This window comes from Bacillus sp. REN3 (genome assembly GCF_017912555.1).
Taxonomy (GTDB): Bacteria; Bacillota; Bacilli; order Bacillales; family Cytobacillaceae; genus Mesobacillus.
In genome coordinates this window covers 1-19,528 of the sequence record NZ_JAERSD010000039.1, presented here as the reverse complement: position 1 = coordinate 19,528, position 19,528 = coordinate 1, and the positions used below count along the sequence as shown (strand labels likewise).

Sequence of the window (19,528 nt, the reverse complement as noted above, 5' to 3'; positions counted from 1 at the left end):
GGGGACGTCTTTTCCTTTCCTAGAATTAAATATCGAAATGTTTCGAATTATATACGGACATTATAATCGACTAATTCGGGACAGGCAACACCGTCAACTTTCGGAAATATAAGGGTGTCAAAAACAGTAAATACCAATAGTTAAAACCTAAAGAGAGGGGTAATAAATATGGCAAAAGTTTTTGATGCTCGACGTGCAATTTTTGTACCTGCAACTGGAGGACATCCCTCAAATACAGAGTATCGTATTGCATGGGGGTATGAAAAATGGGATACTCTGTTCCAGTAACTAAAGTACAAATGGTGTACGATAACAAAGTTGCAGGAAGGTTAAGTCCGTCATATCCCGATGGAACTCCTGATGAAAGAGCAGTTATTCTTGCTTTAGACTTAGTTAAAAAGGGATATGGAACCAGTTCAAAGAAAAGTAAGGTTGTTTTAGTTCTTAAAGAGCTTTCTCCCGACAAAACACAAGATAATTTAGTTGAACAAGCTGAAGATGAATTATTTAATATGCACCTTGAGATAAATCAAAATACGGATTCTTCTATATCTTCTGTTGTTGATGTGAACTTAGACAAAAAATTGGAGTTAGAAGGAAATGTTATTGCTTTAATATTTAATGTTGACATTGCATAATAGTAGACAATATAAGTTACATTACAAAAAACCGAAGGCTTGCTAAAGTGATCAGCTTACCTTCGGTTTTCTTCCATACTATAAAAACTGTTTGTTATACTACTATACATTTCATCGAGAGCTTCTATTAATTTATCAAAAATGATTAGGAAATCACGTTCATTTATATTTAATCCTAACCTCTCACACCCAAAACTTATTAACTCCTCTTTTCTTTCCTCCGTCTGCAAATGTGCCATAGCGATTCTAAGATCATAAAGCACAAATAAAGGAGATATAATTTTTGAAGCATCCTGAATTTTCAACACATTTGTAAGCCATAACTCTAAAAGTTTTAACCCTTTTTTATCTTTTAAATCAATATTTTCAAACTGTTTTAGACTGCTTTTTAAAGGTTTATTATTAATAGACTCTACAAAAAGCATATTCATAGGAATAATTACTTCTGCAAACGCATCTTCGGAAGAAAATAAAGGCCTCTTTATTTTAGAAGCTATTCTAATGGTCTCTGGTTCTAATTGTGCAATTGATACATTTAACTGTGTTAATGCCAGTTCGTGAAAAACCATTCTATTTTTTAATAACTTCTTCTCATTTGAAAGATCTGCCCATATAGATTCAATTTCCGCCTCATAGAATTCAGAATAGATATTGTGATCAGATTGAATATTTTCGGATCTGAGATAATATTGTTCCTCAAATTCTAATTTACCTATATCTCCGAGCCACATAATAACCTTACCATTTGGATTTATGCCAAATTGTATCAAGTGTTCCTGATTCTTATAGATAGAACCCAATGTATTTGCACCCAATTCCAGTGCATAACATGGATGATATGCATACTTTAATAAAACTTCTATATTAAAAAAGACAGGTGTTAAAAATCCTGTATTCCATGATCGAATCAACCCTGGGATAAAATAATAATCATCTTTATCATATATAAATTCAACGTCTGTACTAATATAATCATCCTTTAAAAATGTACTTTTTATCTTTTCAAAATCATAATCGTAATGTTCTATTTTCTTCTTTTCGACATCTTCTAAGACTACTTCACAAAGCTGTTTAGCTGTATAAAAAACTTCTTGTTTATTGCATTCTACACATTCCAAAACATTGCAATTATGAAATCGGTATTCTTTTCCGCCTTTATTATATTGGTAGATATCTTTTTTTAGCACAAAATTACTACCGCAATCGCACTTCAGAGTATTCATCTCTGCCTCCTTGTCACACTAATCATATTTTCTAATCTTGGATTAACTAACATACACAGCAATTACTGAACGTTAGATATGAAATAATTATTGATAATAGCATTTTCATCAAAACGAATTTTTCTAGCATGTATAAATGCGATTATAAAGTATGCACTGTTTTCACGAATCCAATTGAGAATAGATCTTTCATTTGAGTTAGGATTGTCTATTAATTGATGAAATTTTTCGGTTAACTTCGTAAGCTGATCTATTTTTTGTAGATCGACTATATCCAAATGATTATTGGGAAACAGACTTTCATAGTGTCTTACTGCGGCTGGATATTCTCTGTACTTACTTCTCCTAACGACAAGATTCCCCGATCTATGAACAACCTCTTTTTCCTTTAAAAATTCCCATTCTTTCAATTCTTCTTTTGTTAGAACTGTAAAATCTCTTGAATAAATTTTCACATCATATTCCCCATCCAAATTTTCTTTCGATATTATAGAAAAAGAATCGGCATTACCGACTCTTTCCTTTAGTTATGGTTACGTTCAAAACCTTTTTTAACTTACCCCCAAAGCCTTAAATACCGCATCAATCGGATCCGCATAAAACACTGGCTGTACTTTGACTAATAAATCTGGGGGAACAGTTTGCAAATCCATGACTGATGATGCTGGTATCAACACCTTCTTCGCTCCTGCATCGACACATACTTGCAAGACGTTCGCAAATTCTTCTACTTTTGCAATTGTGCCTCCTACGGTCATGTTGCCAATAACAACGGTGCTTTCTTGTACAGGCTTGTCTAAAGCTCCTGAGCAAAGCCCAATCAACTCCGCTATCGCAAGCTCCCCTGATAAGCCAATCCCTTGCAAATCACTAACATGCATTAAGTAATCTTTTGTTTTTGTGCTAATCGTATTGCTTATTGCCTTACTATTTGCCGTAAAGAAGCGAAAAGCCGTATCTAAACTTTCCTTTGCACCTCGATGGGAGCCAAGTCCTGATTTATCAAACTTACCTATTCCGCTCACGACTTGGTTTTCAAGCTTGTAAACGCCGATCATGCCCGAATCACTTTGACCGACTACATACACATGCCCAGGCTTACCCATTCCCTCAGGAATCAGCTTACCGCCCCCTTGTTCGGGTACAGAGACATATTCCTCAGCCATCGTTTCTTTATCAAGATACGAGAACATGACATCATAGAACTCCATGCCCCCTATTTTCTTGAGCTGTTCCTTTACACGACGGCGACCTTCAAGAGCATATTGTAAAATTTCCTCGATATCTTCTTTCGTGTATTCACCATGAGGATAAATCAGTTTCACCATACCCGATACCGTTTTCCGCACAGCAACCGTATCCCGTTGATTCAAATTATTGCCAAGTTTGTAAAAGCGATCAATGGAATCGGCGAATGAGCGTTTTCGCATTTCCCTAAAGAATTCAGCGATATAATCTACAATAAACCCGTATTTATCTGTAAAGAAGTCGGGCCGCATTTTGGGAATTTCCCAACCTGGCATGTAGTAATGCATCCGATCAAAAAATGCGGTATCATTCGCCATTTCTTCGGGAAATGGAGCGAAAAGATGAGACGTCTTCAGCAATACATCGACACTCTGGTTAATATTCCCGACAAATACCATAGATGCCGAGGCGTTCTTCTCTTCCTTCCCTCTGGCAAAGGATCCTGATGCCATGTAGTCCTTCATAATTTGAATGCCATCTTTATCTTTAAAGCGAATACCTGCTACTTCATCAAACGCCACACAATCCCATAGTCCAACAAGGCCGATTTTACGGGTGGACATATTATAGAAAAGGTTCGCCACCGTTGATTGACCGCCTGACACAAGGATGGAATTTGGCGAGATTTCCTTGTATACATGCGATTTTCCCGTTCCTCTTGGTCCCAATTCACACATATTGTAATTATTTTCAACAAGTGGAACGAGACGTAGAAGTAGATGCCACTTTACTCTTTCTTCTAATTGCGTAGGCTCCATCCCTGTAGAACGGATAAGAACGTCAATCCACTCATCCTTTGTAAATTTCTTTCTGCCTTCAAAGACCTCATTGATGTCCATGTTCGGCATTTGAATCGGCTGTAGGCTACTTACACTGAATGGGTTCATAACCCTTACTTCTTCATCGTAAAAATAATCAATTTTGACCATACACCAAATTCCGCCCACCAAAAGCTTGTCATATTCTTTTACGAAGTTTGAAGCGATTGGCACTCCCTTTAACCCTAAGTTTGAAAATTCAGCCTCATAAGTATCAATTTTCGGATTCAGCGTAACCGTCACTTTATCTATTATTGAATACTGCCCAAGCTCTCGAATACATGATTTAATCTTTTCCGCTTCATCTGGGCGGACAAAATTATCAGAAAGGATTTTTTTAACCCGCTCAACACCTTCTCGAATACTTTCTTCATCATCAGTTGCACAGTACATCCCAAGCAAGTATTCAAGAACATAGACAGGAACGTTTGCCCCTTCTTTGATGAGCTTCGTCAAATCTTTACGAACAACTCGACCTGCAAAGACACTATTTAACTTTTTATCGAGATCAAGTGTCATATTCTCCTCTACTTTTTCATCCATTCTCATCCCTCCAATCATCACAGCTTAGAAGTCAAAATCACTGACAATTCCTAAGTTAATCGTAAACGGAACTTTTTCTGTAATTACGCCTGTCTCCGTGTCTTTAATGATTAAGTAATATGTTTTATTTCGATCGTACGGAAGACTTTTTAACACAAATTGTAGCTTGAATGTACGGTCTGCTGGATTATCAAATGAACGATCACCAATAATGGTTTCTTCATTTGAGAGTACGTTACCTTCTTCATCAGCCATATAAATGATAACTGTACGAGGTTTTGTTTTCTCCTCTACTTTTTCGGTTTGGAAGAAGTTTAAGTTAAAGATGCTATTTGTAATTTTTTGCGTCGTACTTGTCAGTTTAATATCGACTTTCGAAATAGCTTGAACTCCCTTTTGACCAGCACGTTTATTTTTAAATGATAGTAAAGGTACTACAATTTCTTGTAAACTTGCTCCACCATGATTGAAATTCACCCCAGATCCTTGCATACGATTACGAAGCGATCCGTTAGGAACATAAACGTTTAATTGCTGTTCATTTTTAATAACGGAAGCTAAATCAATTGTTAATTGTCCTGGAATGTCCTGCTTTTGATTAGATAAAGCGTAACGACGTTTTACTTCAATCGTTACCAACTGTACTTTCTCTATTTTATCGCTGTCCTCTAAAGGTTCTCTTTGATAAAGGAAGCCATGATCAGCAGTAATGTAAATGTTCGTTCCAGATAGGTCGTCTCGAATAATTTTTATTAACGTAGATATTTCATCCAGTGCCTTTTCTACTGCATTAAACGTATAAATTTCTGTTGATGCTTTATCACCCATTGCATCAATGCTGTCGTGGTAGATATAAATCAGTTTTTTTCCTTTAAATGTTTCACGTCTGCCTGCTTTGTTCATATTCAAAACATCTTGGAAACGTACTGCCATGCTATCCTCAACAGTCGACTCAATAATGACTTTTCGGTTGTCCAGCCCAGATGAATCCTTGTCGTTTACAAAAACTTGCCCCTTCGAATTAATATCAATAGATTTGTGTGGTAGCAATGATGCCATCCCTAACTTCGTAACAGAAGGGATGACTCCAAGCATGGATTGGATTTCACATGTACCAATCGTCTCAACGTTTAATCGTTCTGTCAGCTCTACCCCAATTTCATATCGAAATGCATCGGAAATAATGACGAATACTCGTTCACCTTTTCGAATGTGTGGAGCTACAACAGATGAATAAAATTGCTGTTGATTTAAAACACCTGGTAATGACCATTGTTCAGTCATTTCTGCCTTTACAGATTGCGACCAGTTCGCACTTAATTCGCCCATAAACCAATGCGTATATAAATGCTCCACCACTTCTTTTAATTTCTTAAGTATTTCATTATTGCTTTCTTCATCACACGCTACATAAAACTTACGATAATACGTATCCATCTGATAATACTTACTCTGATATGCTTCATAAATATCTATTGCTTGACCTGTTGGAATTCCTTGTTGGTATTCTTTATAGAATTCCTGCATTTTAACGGTATAAAAAAGTGCCTCATAAACATTTGCATATTGTTCATAAAAGTGTTTAGCCCGTCTTAGCTTTATTAATTTCGTGTACTCTTCATAATCTTCGAGTTTTTCAAGTAAACCATTGGCAATGTAAATGATAATTGCTCGATCAATATAAGGGAACGTTTCTGCTTTCTTTAACTCTTCGATTGGGACAGTTTGCAAAACTTGTGGAAGCTGTATTTCTTTCTCTGCCATTTCGACATACTCACCAAACACCCCATCATCGGTTTTATGATGCATCCAATGGTCGATGAACACAAGACAGTTCGTTCGATTACGGACAGCAATAAAGTCTTTTATACTCGTCAAATATTGCTCATTTACAGAATGGCTAAATGCCGTTACAGCCATATGTATAAACAATGTTTTTAATGTCTTAGTATCACGTTCATAGCCATACTGTTTGAACACATACTTCCAAAACACTTCTACATCGAAAAACTTGTCCATTTGAGTTAAAAACCTATTATCGCTATCTTCCAGCGTATCCATTAGTACCGTCTTTAACACTTCTTCAAAATCAGGAACCTTCACGTTACAAAGCACACTCATGATTGCAAGCTCAATCATTTCTTCACTGTATGATTCAATACCTAATGCTTGAAACTTACGGTAACGCTCTTTGTTATGGAAGAAACGTTCATATTTTTTTATAACTCCACGTAGAGATGGATCTATTTGAAGTTCACTTAAAATAAGCGAAATGCGATCTGCATAAAACATTTTCGAATAGAACACTGTATCCGCTAACCAGTTATCTTCTAAACCTAATTCTAACGTTGTATATATCAAATAATGAGAAGATGGATCTTCTTCCTCTAACAAATGTTTCATATAAAATTGATTGTTTTCCGATAATGTTTGGACTTTAATTCCATCCATTGTCAATTGATCAATTTCCTCAATAAACTCTTGATCCATATCCACCCAAAAGACAATTTTTCGCTCTTCCCCGTCTTTTAACGGTTCGCTAAAAATATCTTGTAAGGCAGAAACAATTTGGGTAATATTCATTTATTACACCCCCAACAACATTTTACTCTTTTTTTTACATCCTTTGGTAAATACTACTATAATTTTACACAATTAATCCCACTGTTCATTCTTAGAACAATAATATTATCTTTAGGATGATCCAGTGAAATAAATTTTGTACCATTTATCGGAAATAAATAATGTTAACGATAAAAGCGATGATATTAAAACATAGTTCTAAGTATCTGTATTAATACATTTGTAAAATGTAAATCTATGGTGCTTTAGTTTATTATAAAATCTTAAATTATGCCTTATATTTATCTTCTCTTTAAATTCATCCTCGGATAGATAATCTTTTAAGTATAGTTGGTAAACTAATATCCATGATTTAGCAGTAGCTGTTATTTTTGTGAGTATGACCTCTGTTATTGAGCTACAAAACTCCTCCATAATTATTATTATTGCTAATTCATTTCCACTATCAACTATGTGATTAATCGTTTCATGATTAATGCTTGTTATATCGAGATTTTTCAACAAATATACAAGCCATATTACTTCTAAATCCTTATGGGTATCAGAGTATTGTATTATTAATTTTTCAATTAATTCAACAAAATCATTGTTAATCTCCAAATTTTCTTTTTCATCAATTAATAACTCACAAACTTTAATTAATGAACGATTATCATTTACTAACACATTTATTAGAAAGGAAGAAAATAATTGAAAGTTTTCAGTTTCAAAGCTATCATCTATTGTTTTAACCAAATATTTTACAGCACCTTTAATACCCTCTTCTTCCATTTCAAAAAACTTATTAAAGAGTTCAATAATATCTGATGATTCGAGTGTATTTTCTGTAAAACTTTGATATATCTTTTCCAAGTTTTTTAATTTAAAATATGGATAATTTCGATATTCTGTTTTCTCGTTATTTAAACTTAAATAGTATTTCGAAAGAATTTTTGTTACTTGACTTTTTACTTTATCTATAGAAAATTCATCATAAATAAAAATCTCGTAATCATCCATATATCTAACAAATTTTAATCCTTGCTCATTTAATTCTTTGTCTATACGTGTAAGCAAAGCCTCTGCAATCATAAATGATACTTTAGGTCCAGTAAGTAACCCATTAGTTCTTCCACCATTTAACATCCGTATTTTCCCATCTAATCCAACATACTCTCTATATTTATCTGATATCTCACTGGATTGCTGATTCGATGAATAAATCTTATATTGTTCCATAGCTGATTCAAATCCTAACGGTATTGCAGGAAAGATATGTGTATATATACTTCCGTAGAAATTAGCTATATCAATAAATAAAATCCCTTTTGCACCTTTAGCTCGATTAATTTTCTCTACTATATTATCTATATACGTTGATTTTACTGTATCATTTTCTCGACCAGTAGGCGGATAATTATAATTACTCTCATGTCTTAGCATTACACCATTCTGTTGCACAATTTTAGAGAATGAGTTTTCACTTTCTAAGGAAATTTCTATTAAACCGTTTATAATATTTTTTTGATTCATGTAATCTAATAAGGTCAAATAACCTGTTACCTCTGGTATGTAAATTAGTCTCCGTTGACCATCATTTGTAAATCTACTCATTGTAAATTGTATTGGTTCTATAAACTCACTTTTATCACGAATATCTATATCGAATATATCAATACTATCGCTTACTAAGTTAAAATTGGCAGGTAAATATTCTGAAAACAGTCCTCTATATTTTAAATCCTCTACCAATTGTTCATAGTCTCTAATCATAGTAACCTCCCTTACAATCTTCTTAACCAAGAAATTATCCGTCTTAAAAGGTAATTTTAGAAATGTTATACCATTATTAATCGTATGTTTGACTGTCAAAGTACAAACAATCCCCTCGTTCAGCTACATAACCTAATTGTCAAAATTTACGATTAGAAAATATTCGAACTTTCTTTATTATTATATTTCCTCAGTCTCATATGTTTTTACTATTTTTCTAATAATCCCCTTTAAGTCGTCTATTATTTCTTGGGATTTGAATATAATTTCTTCTCTCAGTTCGTACTTCAATAATTTTTGTTCATCCGCATTAAATGTTTCAAAAAAATCATAATGAATAGCAATATACTCCGCTGGTGACATAATTAATTCCTTTTTCAAAGGTGGGAACTTGTAACTTTCCCCATTAATAGTAGCCTTTAAAACCGAATCATAAATATGCACTAAATCCCCGTAAACAGGAACATAATTACTGTTTTCTCTATCTACACAAACCTCATAATCATACATCTCCTCTTTATTTAGAAGACTAATGATATCCTTCTCGAAATCTCCTCTTTGGATTAATTCGATTGGTAAAGCTATATGCTCTACCTCCCATTCGTTTCCTTCCCTATCCGTATGAATACTAACTCCTTCAACAATATTCCCAAATATTTCTTCATATCCTCTTTGAAAAATCATCATTATTTTATTGTGAGCAATTGAAACTAAATTGATTTTATTAAACTCTTCAATTTGTGAATATAAATCATTGCATTTTCCCTGTAACTCTTTTGAAAGACCATATTTATATTCATTTTTAACGATTTCCTTAAGAATAGGAACTTCTTGAGTAATCAAAACATTCCAATCAAATTGACTTAATGGAAGTAATTCATCCAACAAAGGTTGATAAATTTCATTTTTTCTCTCAATTCCTAATGATGACTTTTTCTTTCCTTGAAGGAAGCCCGTAATCCACCCTATTAATGCTCCGAATATTAGTACAGCAACACCAGAAAAAAATCTGTAAGAAATGTGTCCCACTCAATCTTTCCCAAATGTTATTCACCTACATCTCCCTAACAATACTCACTTTAAAAATAGGTAAAGAGAAGCAAGTATATAGAAATTGCTTCTCCTTATTAAATCAAATCTTCGCAACTAATCCCTTAAACTTCTCATAATTTACTTTCACACCGTCATCAAGGTCTATTTCAATTTGCATATCTGCCATATGATGCAATAGTTCATCATAAGCTTTTAATTCGTCAATTTTTTTGTCGAGGGCTTTTAACTCTTTCTTCGCATTGCTAATTTCTTTCGCAGTAAAATCGCCTTCTATGATGTCGAGTAAGTCTTTCTTCTCCGCATCCATACGTATTTGCACTTCATGTAAATAATCTGTACGAATACGAGAAAGCGTTGTTTTATCGTAACGATGCATATAAATTAGACAATTAAACGCCTTTTCTTTACCAGAAGTAAATAGCCAATAAATCGGTCGCTTCTTATAAACTTGGACATGATCCTTATAGAAATCATTTAGGAAATAACGACGCAATGTTTCCCTTGCTGTTTCATTAGCTTTACGCCCAATCGCATCGGCAATAAAATCCAGATTCTCCTCAAGCGTATCCTCACTAAACGTTACATGCACAAAATCAACAAATCTTGTCACTATATCATCTTCAAAATAAGCACCTGGTAATATTGGCAAAATGTTATCCTCATCGGCTGGGAATGTTCTATAGCAAGATGAATCAAATTCTCCACCTGCACAGATTAGACCTTCTTCATCAAGTGAATAGCGACCAAATGAACAACCGATTGCATATGAGATGAAGTATCTGATGTCCTTTTTTAACTCAGCTTTTCTTACTGTTACATCTGAATCTTCAATATCAGGTGAGATTTCATTTTCAAGACCATATATTTCACAAATAACTCGATTTAAACTCTCTTCATTAAACTTCAGTCTATTGAATTGTTCATGAGTGATAATTTCCCATTTTTCAAAGGCGTCTTTAAGTTTTTTAGTTTCCTTTGAATATTTGACTAATGGGTGAGAAATAAAATCAATGCTTGTTTCAAGACTATCCCAATCAGTTCTTGAAATAATTATGTTCTCTTCAACTATACTCTCTATTTTAGATCTTTTTTGTTCATCAATAATGATAGGAACTCGATTCACATCATTTAATTTATAATGGAATGTTGTGTTTAGTGTTTTAAAATATTCATTTGCAGTTTTGGAATTTAAGATACCCATTACATAATATAAGTTGTTATTTTCGAATAATATCCCAGGTCCAGACATATCAAATAACATATCACTTCTCAATAATCGACAACTAAAGTCCTTAGATGTTAAATCTGTATAGGTCAAACCTTTTTTAAACCAGTATTCCTTTTTAATAATATTCGAAGAATCATTTTCTTTATAAAATGTTTTAGCTTCTTCTGACCAATCAATAATATTTTCAATATTTCCATACCACTTTCTGAACTCTCCACCCTTAGCATAAGAGAACCATTTATCGTTTAATTTTGTAGATGAAACTTCCCAAATAAATCTTATATATTTTTCATTGTTTGCTGTTTTATTACCAGATGCCATTGCTGTTGATAGTTCATCTACTTTCTTACTATTAGCAAAGTTTTCAATGAAACGATCACTTACCCAATATGAAATTGGGTTTCCAGGGATTCTATTAAAGTTTGCTTGATTAAATAAATATAAAAAAGATACTTTTAGATTATTTACAGCTTCAATTGCTTTTTCCTTTTTTTCAATTGGTGTTTTAGCATCAACCAACCTCAGATATGTTCCAAAATTATCGGCTATTTTTATATTTCTTAATACAAATGCTGTAGATTGGACAACTTCCCCGCCAATTTCCTCAAATGCTCTCGGACCTAAATGTAACATTGTATCAATAAATTTTGTGTTAATTACTTTTTCTCGCAACTTCTCAAAACTTGATAAGAACATCCATGAATGCTGATTAATAGCAGAATAAAATCCATTTTCTTTTAAATAATGATCAACTTCCATAAAGGAAGCGAATAAGTCCGATTTAGAATCAGAATAATTTTTTCTAAGAAAATCAGATAACTCTTTATTCATATTTCCTGAACCCATATAAGGTGGATTCATGACGACAATATCATACTGCTGTCCCATAATTTTAGTTTGTTTAATAAGCATTGGAAGTAGTTCTAATACCTGCTGACGTTTTTCCTCTTGGAAGATATCTGTTACTGGATTTTCTTTTATTTCTTTTAATTTATTTTGTAAAAACGCTGTATCTGTTTCCGTTATTTTGATAAGTGAACCAAATGTCTTAGCATTTTTATATTGGTCGAAAAATGCTTTTGTTGTATTAAATTGTTCACCATTATCTTGACCAGCAATATAGGCGATTGCTTCATCTGTCCACCCGTTTGTTTCTTGTATGGAAGCTAAATTCATTGTCAATCCATCTCGTTCGATGCTTTGGAGGAATCTACGATTATATTGGAGAGCTTTCATTACAACCGAAAAACTTGCCAATTGATAAGCTCGATCGTCAATATCTAAGCCATACAGATTTTTCTCAATAATTAAGCGTGATATTTCTCTTTCCATATATCCACACTTACTATAAATTTCATAGAGGACATCAAACATATAAACTAAAATGTGTCCACTTCCCATAGCTGGATCGAAACATTTAATATCTTCTACATTCAACTCTCTATTTACATATGGAGCGATTTTTTCTTGAAAATCTTCTTGTTGATGTTTTAAGAAAAACTCCCATTTTGTAATTAAATCTTCATGCTCTGGATGTGCTTCAATCCAATATCGCCCAAGTGAATTTTGGACCATGTACTGAACAATCCAGTCGGGTGTAAAGAGTTGTGTTGCATAAGGAATCTCTTCCGCTTTATATTTTGTTTTCGCTTTAAATACACGATCTTTTTCATCAGCAATGTAATATTGATAAAGCCAGCCAATAACCTCAATTTTCTCCCAATTGTCCTCTGGAATTACTTCTGTATTAGTTAATTGACGTACAAACGAATCTGTACCAAGTAAGCCTTCTGGAAATAAGATTTCCTTATAATCTTCCAGGGTTTCAAACATGAATGGCATATATCGGTTCAAGTCATTACAGTGCATCTTAATGAGGTATTTGAAAAGTTCGTCTGTCTTGTTGTTCATTTTCAGTTCATATACGTACTCTTTGTCCAAGTCTAAATCAATAGATAGTGCCTCTTTCATCATATCTGGCTCTGCACTGTCGGCATTTGATGATGATAAAACACGTATCTTTGTTGGAAGATAATCATTCACTTCCATGAAACGTAATGCAATAAAACGGTTAAACCATGTGTATGCTGTTTCCTCCATAACTCGATTGAAACCAATTTCGTTAATTCGAGCGATAAGTTTATTACGCTGTCGTCTCTCCAAATCTGAAAGCTGTCTGCCGTCGATAAAGACGGCATCTGAGCTTTCTACATTTGCTTTTTGGATAGAATCCGCAGTAATCCCGATTTTTCTTGCTTGTAGCTCTACTCGTTCCAGCAACTCTTTTCGAGCTTCTGTTGCAAACTTTTTCAATGCACTTTTATTCATCTGTATCACCCTTATTCAATAAACTCAATCTGTTTATTTGCTTTAATGATTTGCTTTAGCTTGTGGGAAAGCGTATTGATGTATAAATCGACCTCTTCTTCTGTTGACAATGTTTTCACCGTCACAAGTTCTTTTACTTTCACCGTCTGTTTTTGAACTACTGGTTCAATTGGTGGCTCTACAACTGTGCCTGCAATTTTCTTTTGTTCTTCCGCTTTTTTTCGTTGCCATTCAATAATTTCTTGTCGTATTTCTTTCAGTGTCTTTTCTTTATAACTGTTACTTTGCGAAATCGTTGCATCCACCTTGAAAATATCGGTAAACTGCTCAATACTTCCTTTTAATCCTTGATAGTATTGTTCCACTCGTTGTTTCGTTTCATTTGAAACACCATACTGCGTAGCCTGTAGAACTAATTCATTATAATCGGCTTGTAGTTTTTCATTGGCATTTGCTTTTTTCTCTACTAATACAGCCTCTATTTGTTGCTCTAATTCGTGAAGTAAATCAGGGATGTCTTTAATGTTTTTATAAGGAATTGGATCTTCCACAATATTACGTAGTTGATGCATTGCTTTTTCTATTTCGTCACCTGATAAGTACGATTTATTTTCTTCGTACTTTACAAGTCCTGCTAATCCTCGATCAAAAATATCCTTTTGATTCGATCCGAAGAAGCTCTTTACATACACAATGTCTTCTTCCCAGTCAGCTAAGTCATCTTCCATTTCTTTTAGTTTTAAGAAGAAAGATGCGTTATCAAGCTGTTTGTTAAATTCTCCAAAGTATTCTAACCCTTTGTTTAAAAGACTTAAACCAGGATATCTTCGTCCTTCATAACGTGCTTTGAACGAGTTGATTTCATCTACTTGCTTGGCAATAAGCGAACGAATATCCTTCGCCAGACCGTCTTCATCATCTGCTAAATCCGTTGTATTAAATACTTCTTTGCAAATTCTTCTCGCAGTACGAAGAAGGGCTTCATCCACTTTCACTCGTTTTGTAATGATCCCTTTATCCGCTTCTGTTGTTTTTCCGAAAACCGTCAATAATTTGTTTGTGTCGATTTCTGGCTCTAAATACTCCGAATTATAACGAATGCGAATGCGTTGCTCTTTTAGCAATTGTGCAAGGAGACCTGCTATATCAAGCTGTTTCCAGCCATAAGGTTTGTCTACAAAACGATCATACACAAGTTTCACTCGGACTTGTTTATTCAATTGCTCCTGCAAGTCGATATATTCATAAACTTCACTTTTCGCAAGGGCATTCGGACTTTGAATCATTTGTTCGTCAAAGGAAATTTGTTGCTCATCCGAAGCTAACATAGAAATGAGTTCTCGTTCATTTTCCAAATGATCTTTCACATAGCCTAATTTCGTGTAGACGTTATCGACTAAATGCTTAAATGCCGTATTTATTTTTTCTTTTACGGAAGAGCCTTTAATATCCATTTTGTCGCCGTTAACGAAGAATGCACCATCTTTGATCGCTTCTTCTAACAATTCTCGCACTCGTCGTCTTCTTTCACGTGCTTCAGCTTGTTTGTTATTTAATATATTTTGGATGTTTTCAGGTAATTGTGTGATGTTCTTTTTCTTGCGATATTCTTCAATACGTAACGCTTCTTCCATTTCCTCAACATACGCTTCGTTGCCACCCAGTTTCAATATCGTTTCCCCATTGCCTGATGACATCATCATTAACTCTTGGTCAGACTTAGCATAATGGTCTGATAGTGGTGACAAGATTTGAATGCCGATGTTTGACGTTTGATTGCCATAAGGCTTTTCATCCATTACTTGATTGTAAGAGAAAGAATATTGTTTTGAATAAGTGAAACGTTTTTCTTCGTATAAATCATTAAAGATATATTGGGCTAATTCACGTTTTACCAAATTTTCATCAACATTCAACTGCTTGATTTCTCGGTTAATATCTTGTTCATCGTCAGTTAAGAATAGGTAGTTGTCCCCGTTCTTTCCGATCAATGTTTGTGACATTAACTTCCGTAGTGCCACTTTGATTTTTTCTTTTAACTCCAATTTATCTTCGTCAATATGTGTGACCATAAGAGTAGCGATATTATCAATGTTTGCTGGAAGTTCTTTAATGTACTTGATCATGAACAGCACTTTTAACAAATCAATGTTAAACGGATCATCTTTTAAAGCAGGATTCATGCTTGCCCCTTCGATTACCCTTGAAATAGAAGGATTTAAAAATTCTTTGATCGTATCGTAAAATGCATAGAACGGAATGAGAGAACCTTCTTCTGCATCCTTATATTGAAGTCCCGCTTCCTTAAATGCGGATAACATCGAACGTTCCCCTTCAGATAAGTGCTTTCCAGAAGAACCATGCTTTCGTACTTGTTCGAATACGTTTTGTAGTAGCTTAAATTGATACGGTACGAACGGATACACTTCGGCAAATTCCATATCATCTTCATAACCACGAAGATCTGCTGTACTTTCTTTAAAGCTAATTAAATTTTTCAAGATAGCACTTTTATTCGGATAATCGGCTCTTAACTTGTCCAACACATGTGGATATTTTTCTAAAATACGCTTTTTGATCACTTCATCAACTGAGATAGATGATAGGGATAATCGTGTGTCAAAACGACCTTGGATACGTGAAAAGTCATCCCCTTTGACTTTAATAATTGAGTCAATACTTTCTTGAGAAGTGACCATAATCCATACTTTACCTTGTGCATATGTCCCTAAATCTTCCGTTAATGTTTGTAAGTTCAGCATCAAGTTACGGTTATCCCCAATGTACTGTCCAATCTCGTCAACTAAAAACACCAGATGAAAATTTGGACCTTTACTATCAATGTATTCCTTTACATCTTTTGCGAATTTCTCAATGCTAATTTCAAAATTATTAACTCCACTTTCAAACCAATTACGTGCAGATTCTTCTGTCATATTTGTCGCTTTTACTAATGCTCCAATAACATAATCTGCATCAAAATAGAAGCTATTTCGGCGTTCTTCCCATGATTCACCTGCAAGAGCATGGAATTCGGTTTTAAATGTTTCGTAAACTCCCTGCTTATCTAAATACTTTTCCATCTCAGCAACACCAGGAATATCGCCGTAGTAGCCACGATGCTCGTAAAATACCTTCATGAACACACGTAAAATGGCATCTTCTTTTGATTTGTTATCTAATGAACTTTTGGAATCAATGTTAAATAGGATGACTTCTGTATCGACGTCTGCTGTTCGCTTCATATTGGCATACACAAGGGCGTCTTTTATTTTTTCTTCAAAGAAAGCAACAGGCTTCTTTCCTTGCACTGCTCTGTTTTCTAAAAGGTACGCAAGGATTTTAAGGAAGTGCGATTTACCTGAACCGAAGAATCCGCTGATCCAGACCCCCATCTTATCCGTATTACCTTGGACTCCTTTTAAATAGTTTTCATAGAACTTAGAAAAATGTTTATGTAATTCCTGTGTGACAACATACTCGTCTAATTCTTGATAAATATCCGCATCGCTTGTTTGGGCAACTTTAATAACCCCACGAATATCACGTTCAATATCTTTTAAAAACATCTCTTTAAGTAGCATCCAATTTCCCCCTCTTCCATTAATCTACTAAGCGGAATGCACGATAGTAGTTATCGTCTTTAATTTTGCTAAATAATTGAAGTGATTGACCGTCATATTGACCTGGAAAAAACATGATGACGGGTGTTTTATCCAATACCTCTTGAAGGTTATTCAAAATATTGTGTGACCGTACGAACGGGTATACTTTCCCTACTCCTGTCAAGAGGACAACATTATGGTCTTCAATCTGCTCCTTAATTTTTTGCAGAAAAACATCTGGCTTTGCAAAGGTTGTCATTGCTTTGAACAGTGCATCTTTTCCTTGCCTTTTCTCCATCTCAAATATCCGATCAAAAATTCTCTTTTCTTTTGTTATTTCATTGAGCATTTTGTATAGATCAAACTCAATTATTCGTCTGTTCGTACCTTCATAAGAAAATTCTTTTTTTATGTGCTTCACATAATCTCTGACTTTTAATTCATGTTCAGGTTCATAGTCAAAAACATAGAAGCTTATTTCATTGCCAAGTCCTCTTCCTTCAATGAACTTGTCCTCTCTTATTTTAGGAATAATTTTATCCAGTCTGGCATTGATGTTTGTCATATTCTACTCTCCCATCGCATGGACATACTGTGCATCACCAATATGGATTAGATGCTCTCTTAATTGCTGATCAATGATAAGGCGATCTAACTCGTTACCACGTCGTTCCTTCAATATCCCGCTTTCATAAAGCACTTGCATATATGCCCGTTTCAATTTTTCCGTATTAATGACACTCCAACTTGCAACCTTTTCACTTTGTTCAGCTTTTGCAGTGAAAAATACGTTCATATCTTTTTTCTCAATGAGGTAATCATTATGACGAAATTTCTCGCTTATGACTTCGTTCATAAATTCAAAGAACAGTAAATCTGTTTTCATAATGGCGTACAAATTAATCACTTTACTCATTTCAATTGAACCCTCTAACATAAGATCTGTTAATACAGGGTCTATTACTTCCAATCTCCTCATAATGGAGGGTAATGTCCGATTAATTCTTCCCATATTCTCAAATTGGAAAAGGTTTTCTTCAATCACTTTTGCTCTTATTTCTGGTGATGTTAAACCCATTCGCTTTAATTTAACAACCTGTTTTAGTTCAAATAATAAAGAGGACGCACCGTTTAAACTTGAAGAATACTCCAAATCTATTGTCATCTAATCATACCTTTCACACAAGACTATTAACCTATTTCCTTTTCTAAAATTTTCCCAACTACAGCTAATCGTCTTTTTCCACTTTGCTGTTGAACCACCTTGGTAAACTCATTATTCTTTATCAGCTTCTCCTGATTATGTTCATACATACTTTTAATGCCATCAATCAGCTTATCTTCTTTTATTTCTTCTTGCCAGTACGCATCAACCAATTGATTTAACGCAGTTGCTAAATCTCGCTGTGTACGATAAAAAAGTCTTACTTCCACGAAGTTCACCTCGTATATTCGAATTTCACTTAACTCTTATTTTACTCTTATTCGACTCTTAATTCAATTTTCCCTCGGTGTTCAAGGTACTATGAAAAATAACACATAAAGGCAAAATGGCTACTTATCCATCAAGAATCAGTAGACATTTTCATTATTTCTAATATGTTAATGTCTATACATCATATCACTCAGTTCTTCCGTCTTAATTCGATAGCTATCTTCCGTTTCATATGGTTCTTCTGGGTACATTTGTTCAGGGAAAAACATTAAATCCACAATTGTTTTATCATCTGCTTTTTTATCTACAATTCTAATTTCTTCCCTTCCATAAGTGTATGGACTAAAGAATTGAATAAACAGCTCAAATATCTCAGCAAGTTTTTCAAACGTTCCCTTATACGTTTCCAATGGTTGAAAATAAACACCGATTTTCCGATTTTTAACTGAATTTGCGGATGCACTTTCTGACGAATGGTTTGTTCCATCTTCGTAAATTCCTCATAATCATCTTCTCTCGATGAAACAAAATACAGCTCTACAAATGCTAATGATTTAGCATTTTTTGCCGAACAGCGATAAGAGATGTTGCTTCGACCAGATCCTATTGTAAGCACATGATCATGGAGATTTGCTTTTTTCCGATAGTGGAAGTTTAAGTAATACGGCATCCTCTTATTCAGTACGGACAAAAGCATTTTCTTAACATCATCTGATCTGGAGAAATCATAAATTGGAGGTTCAATCGGTACGCTTCCGCAATGGGTTTTGTGTAAATTTATCAGTTTATATTCCACCTGCAAAAGATTGTCTATGTCATTTAAAACGGGCATCTTGTTATACACATCAAGTTTATACAGTTGATTTAAACTATGCAGTTTGGTGCTAGACTAAAAAGTAGACACAGATTGTTATAATAAATATATCAACTAATAACGAGGTGTGTCGGTATGGCAAAAGGCAAGCGGTACGAGGAATCATTCAAAATCGAAACAGTGAAGTACATCAATGAACACAACAAATCAGTCGCTCAGACGGCTAGAGAAGTTGGGGTGAATGAGAACACGTTACATGG

General features: G+C 34.2%; 14 protein-coding genes. 2 read left to right on the top strand and 12 right to left on the bottom strand.

All coding sequences use genetic code 11. The annotated features are described in order from the left end of the window. Positions 1 to 266: 266 nt before the first annotated feature. Positions 267 to 638: a hypothetical protein gene (locus JJQ88_RS20380; protein ID WP_210367878.1), complete on the top strand. Its 372-nt coding sequence runs from the start codon at positions 267 to 269 to the stop codon at positions 636 to 638. Between the two features lie 56 nt (positions 639 to 694). On the opposite strand, the gene JJQ88_RS20375 is transcribed toward JJQ88_RS20380, so the two are convergent. The 12 genes from JJQ88_RS20375 to JJQ88_RS21375 all read right to left on the bottom strand — a co-directional run bounded on the left by JJQ88_RS20375 (position 695) and on the right by JJQ88_RS21375 (position 18,864). Next, positions 695 to 1,861, bottom strand: a complete 1,167-nt coding sequence (locus JJQ88_RS20375; protein ID WP_210367877.1) for a hypothetical protein — start codon at positions 1,859 to 1,861, stop codon at positions 695 to 697. A gap of 62 nt (positions 1,862 to 1,923) precedes the next feature. Beyond that, positions 1,924 to 2,316: a hypothetical protein gene (locus JJQ88_RS20370; protein ID WP_210367876.1), complete on the bottom strand. Its 393-nt coding sequence runs from the start codon at positions 2,314 to 2,316 to the stop codon at positions 1,924 to 1,926. Between the two features lie 96 nt (positions 2,317 to 2,412). Beyond that, positions 2,413 to 4,470, bottom strand: a complete 2,058-nt coding sequence (gene brxL, locus JJQ88_RS20365) for a protease Lon-related BREX system protein BrxL (RefSeq protein WP_210367875.1) — start codon at positions 4,468 to 4,470, stop codon at positions 2,413 to 2,415. 24 nt (positions 4,471 to 4,494) lie between these two features. Further along, complete coding sequence (pglZ, locus tag JJQ88_RS20360) at positions 4,495 to 7,053, bottom strand: BREX-1 system phosphatase PglZ type A (RefSeq protein ID WP_210367874.1); 2,559 nt, start codon at positions 7,051 to 7,053, stop codon at positions 4,495 to 4,497. Between the two features lie 198 nt (positions 7,054 to 7,251). Next, positions 7,252 to 8,805 (bottom strand): RNA-directed DNA polymerase, encoded by a 1,554-nt coding sequence (locus tag JJQ88_RS20355; protein ID WP_210367873.1) that lies wholly within the window; start codon positions 8,803 to 8,805, stop codon positions 7,252 to 7,254. Positions 8,806 to 8,985: 180 nt separating this feature from the next. Then, the gene (locus JJQ88_RS20350; protein WP_210367872.1) at positions 8,986 to 9,834 is read right to left on the bottom strand and encodes a hypothetical protein; all 849 of its coding nucleotides are present in this window, start codon (positions 9,832 to 9,834) and stop codon (positions 8,986 to 8,988) included. 103 nt (positions 9,835 to 9,937) lie between these two features. Continuing rightward, on the bottom strand, positions 9,938 to 13,414 hold the full coding sequence (gene pglX, locus JJQ88_RS20345; RefSeq protein WP_210367871.1) for a BREX-1 system adenine-specific DNA-methyltransferase PglX: 3,477 nt from the start codon (positions 13,412 to 13,414) through the stop codon (positions 9,938 to 9,940). 11 nt (positions 13,415 to 13,425) lie between these two features. Continuing rightward, complete coding sequence (gene brxC, locus JJQ88_RS20340; protein ID WP_210367870.1) at positions 13,426 to 16,998, bottom strand: BREX system P-loop protein BrxC; 3,573 nt, start codon at positions 16,996 to 16,998, stop codon at positions 13,426 to 13,428. A 19-nt stretch (positions 16,999 to 17,017) separates the two neighbouring features. Further along, positions 17,018 to 17,584 (bottom strand): DUF1788 domain-containing protein, encoded by a 567-nt coding sequence (locus JJQ88_RS20335; protein WP_210367869.1) that lies wholly within the window; start codon positions 17,582 to 17,584, stop codon positions 17,018 to 17,020. A gap of 3 nt (positions 17,585 to 17,587) precedes the next feature. Next, positions 17,588 to 18,184 carry a DUF1819 family protein gene (locus tag JJQ88_RS20330; protein ID WP_210367868.1) on the bottom strand — a complete coding sequence of 199 codons (597 nt, stop codon included), beginning with the start codon at positions 18,182 to 18,184 and terminating at the stop codon, positions 17,588 to 17,590. A 26-nt stretch (positions 18,185 to 18,210) separates the two neighbouring features. Beyond that, a complete protein-coding gene (locus JJQ88_RS20325; protein WP_349237166.1) occupies positions 18,211 to 18,453 on the bottom strand; it encodes a TIGR04540 family protein in 243 nt (80 codons plus the stop codon). Between the two features lie 168 nt (positions 18,454 to 18,621). Next, entirely contained in the window at positions 18,622 to 18,864 is a 243-nt protein-coding gene (locus JJQ88_RS21375) for a hypothetical protein (protein ID WP_246861328.1), read from the bottom strand. Positions 18,865 to 19,403: 539 nt separating this feature from the next. On the opposite strand from JJQ88_RS21375, the gene JJQ88_RS20315 reads away from it, so the two are divergent. Next, positions 19,404 to 19,528, top strand: a 125-nt coding sequence (locus tag JJQ88_RS20315) for a transposase (RefSeq protein ID WP_210367879.1), incomplete at its 3' end; no start/stop codon positions are given.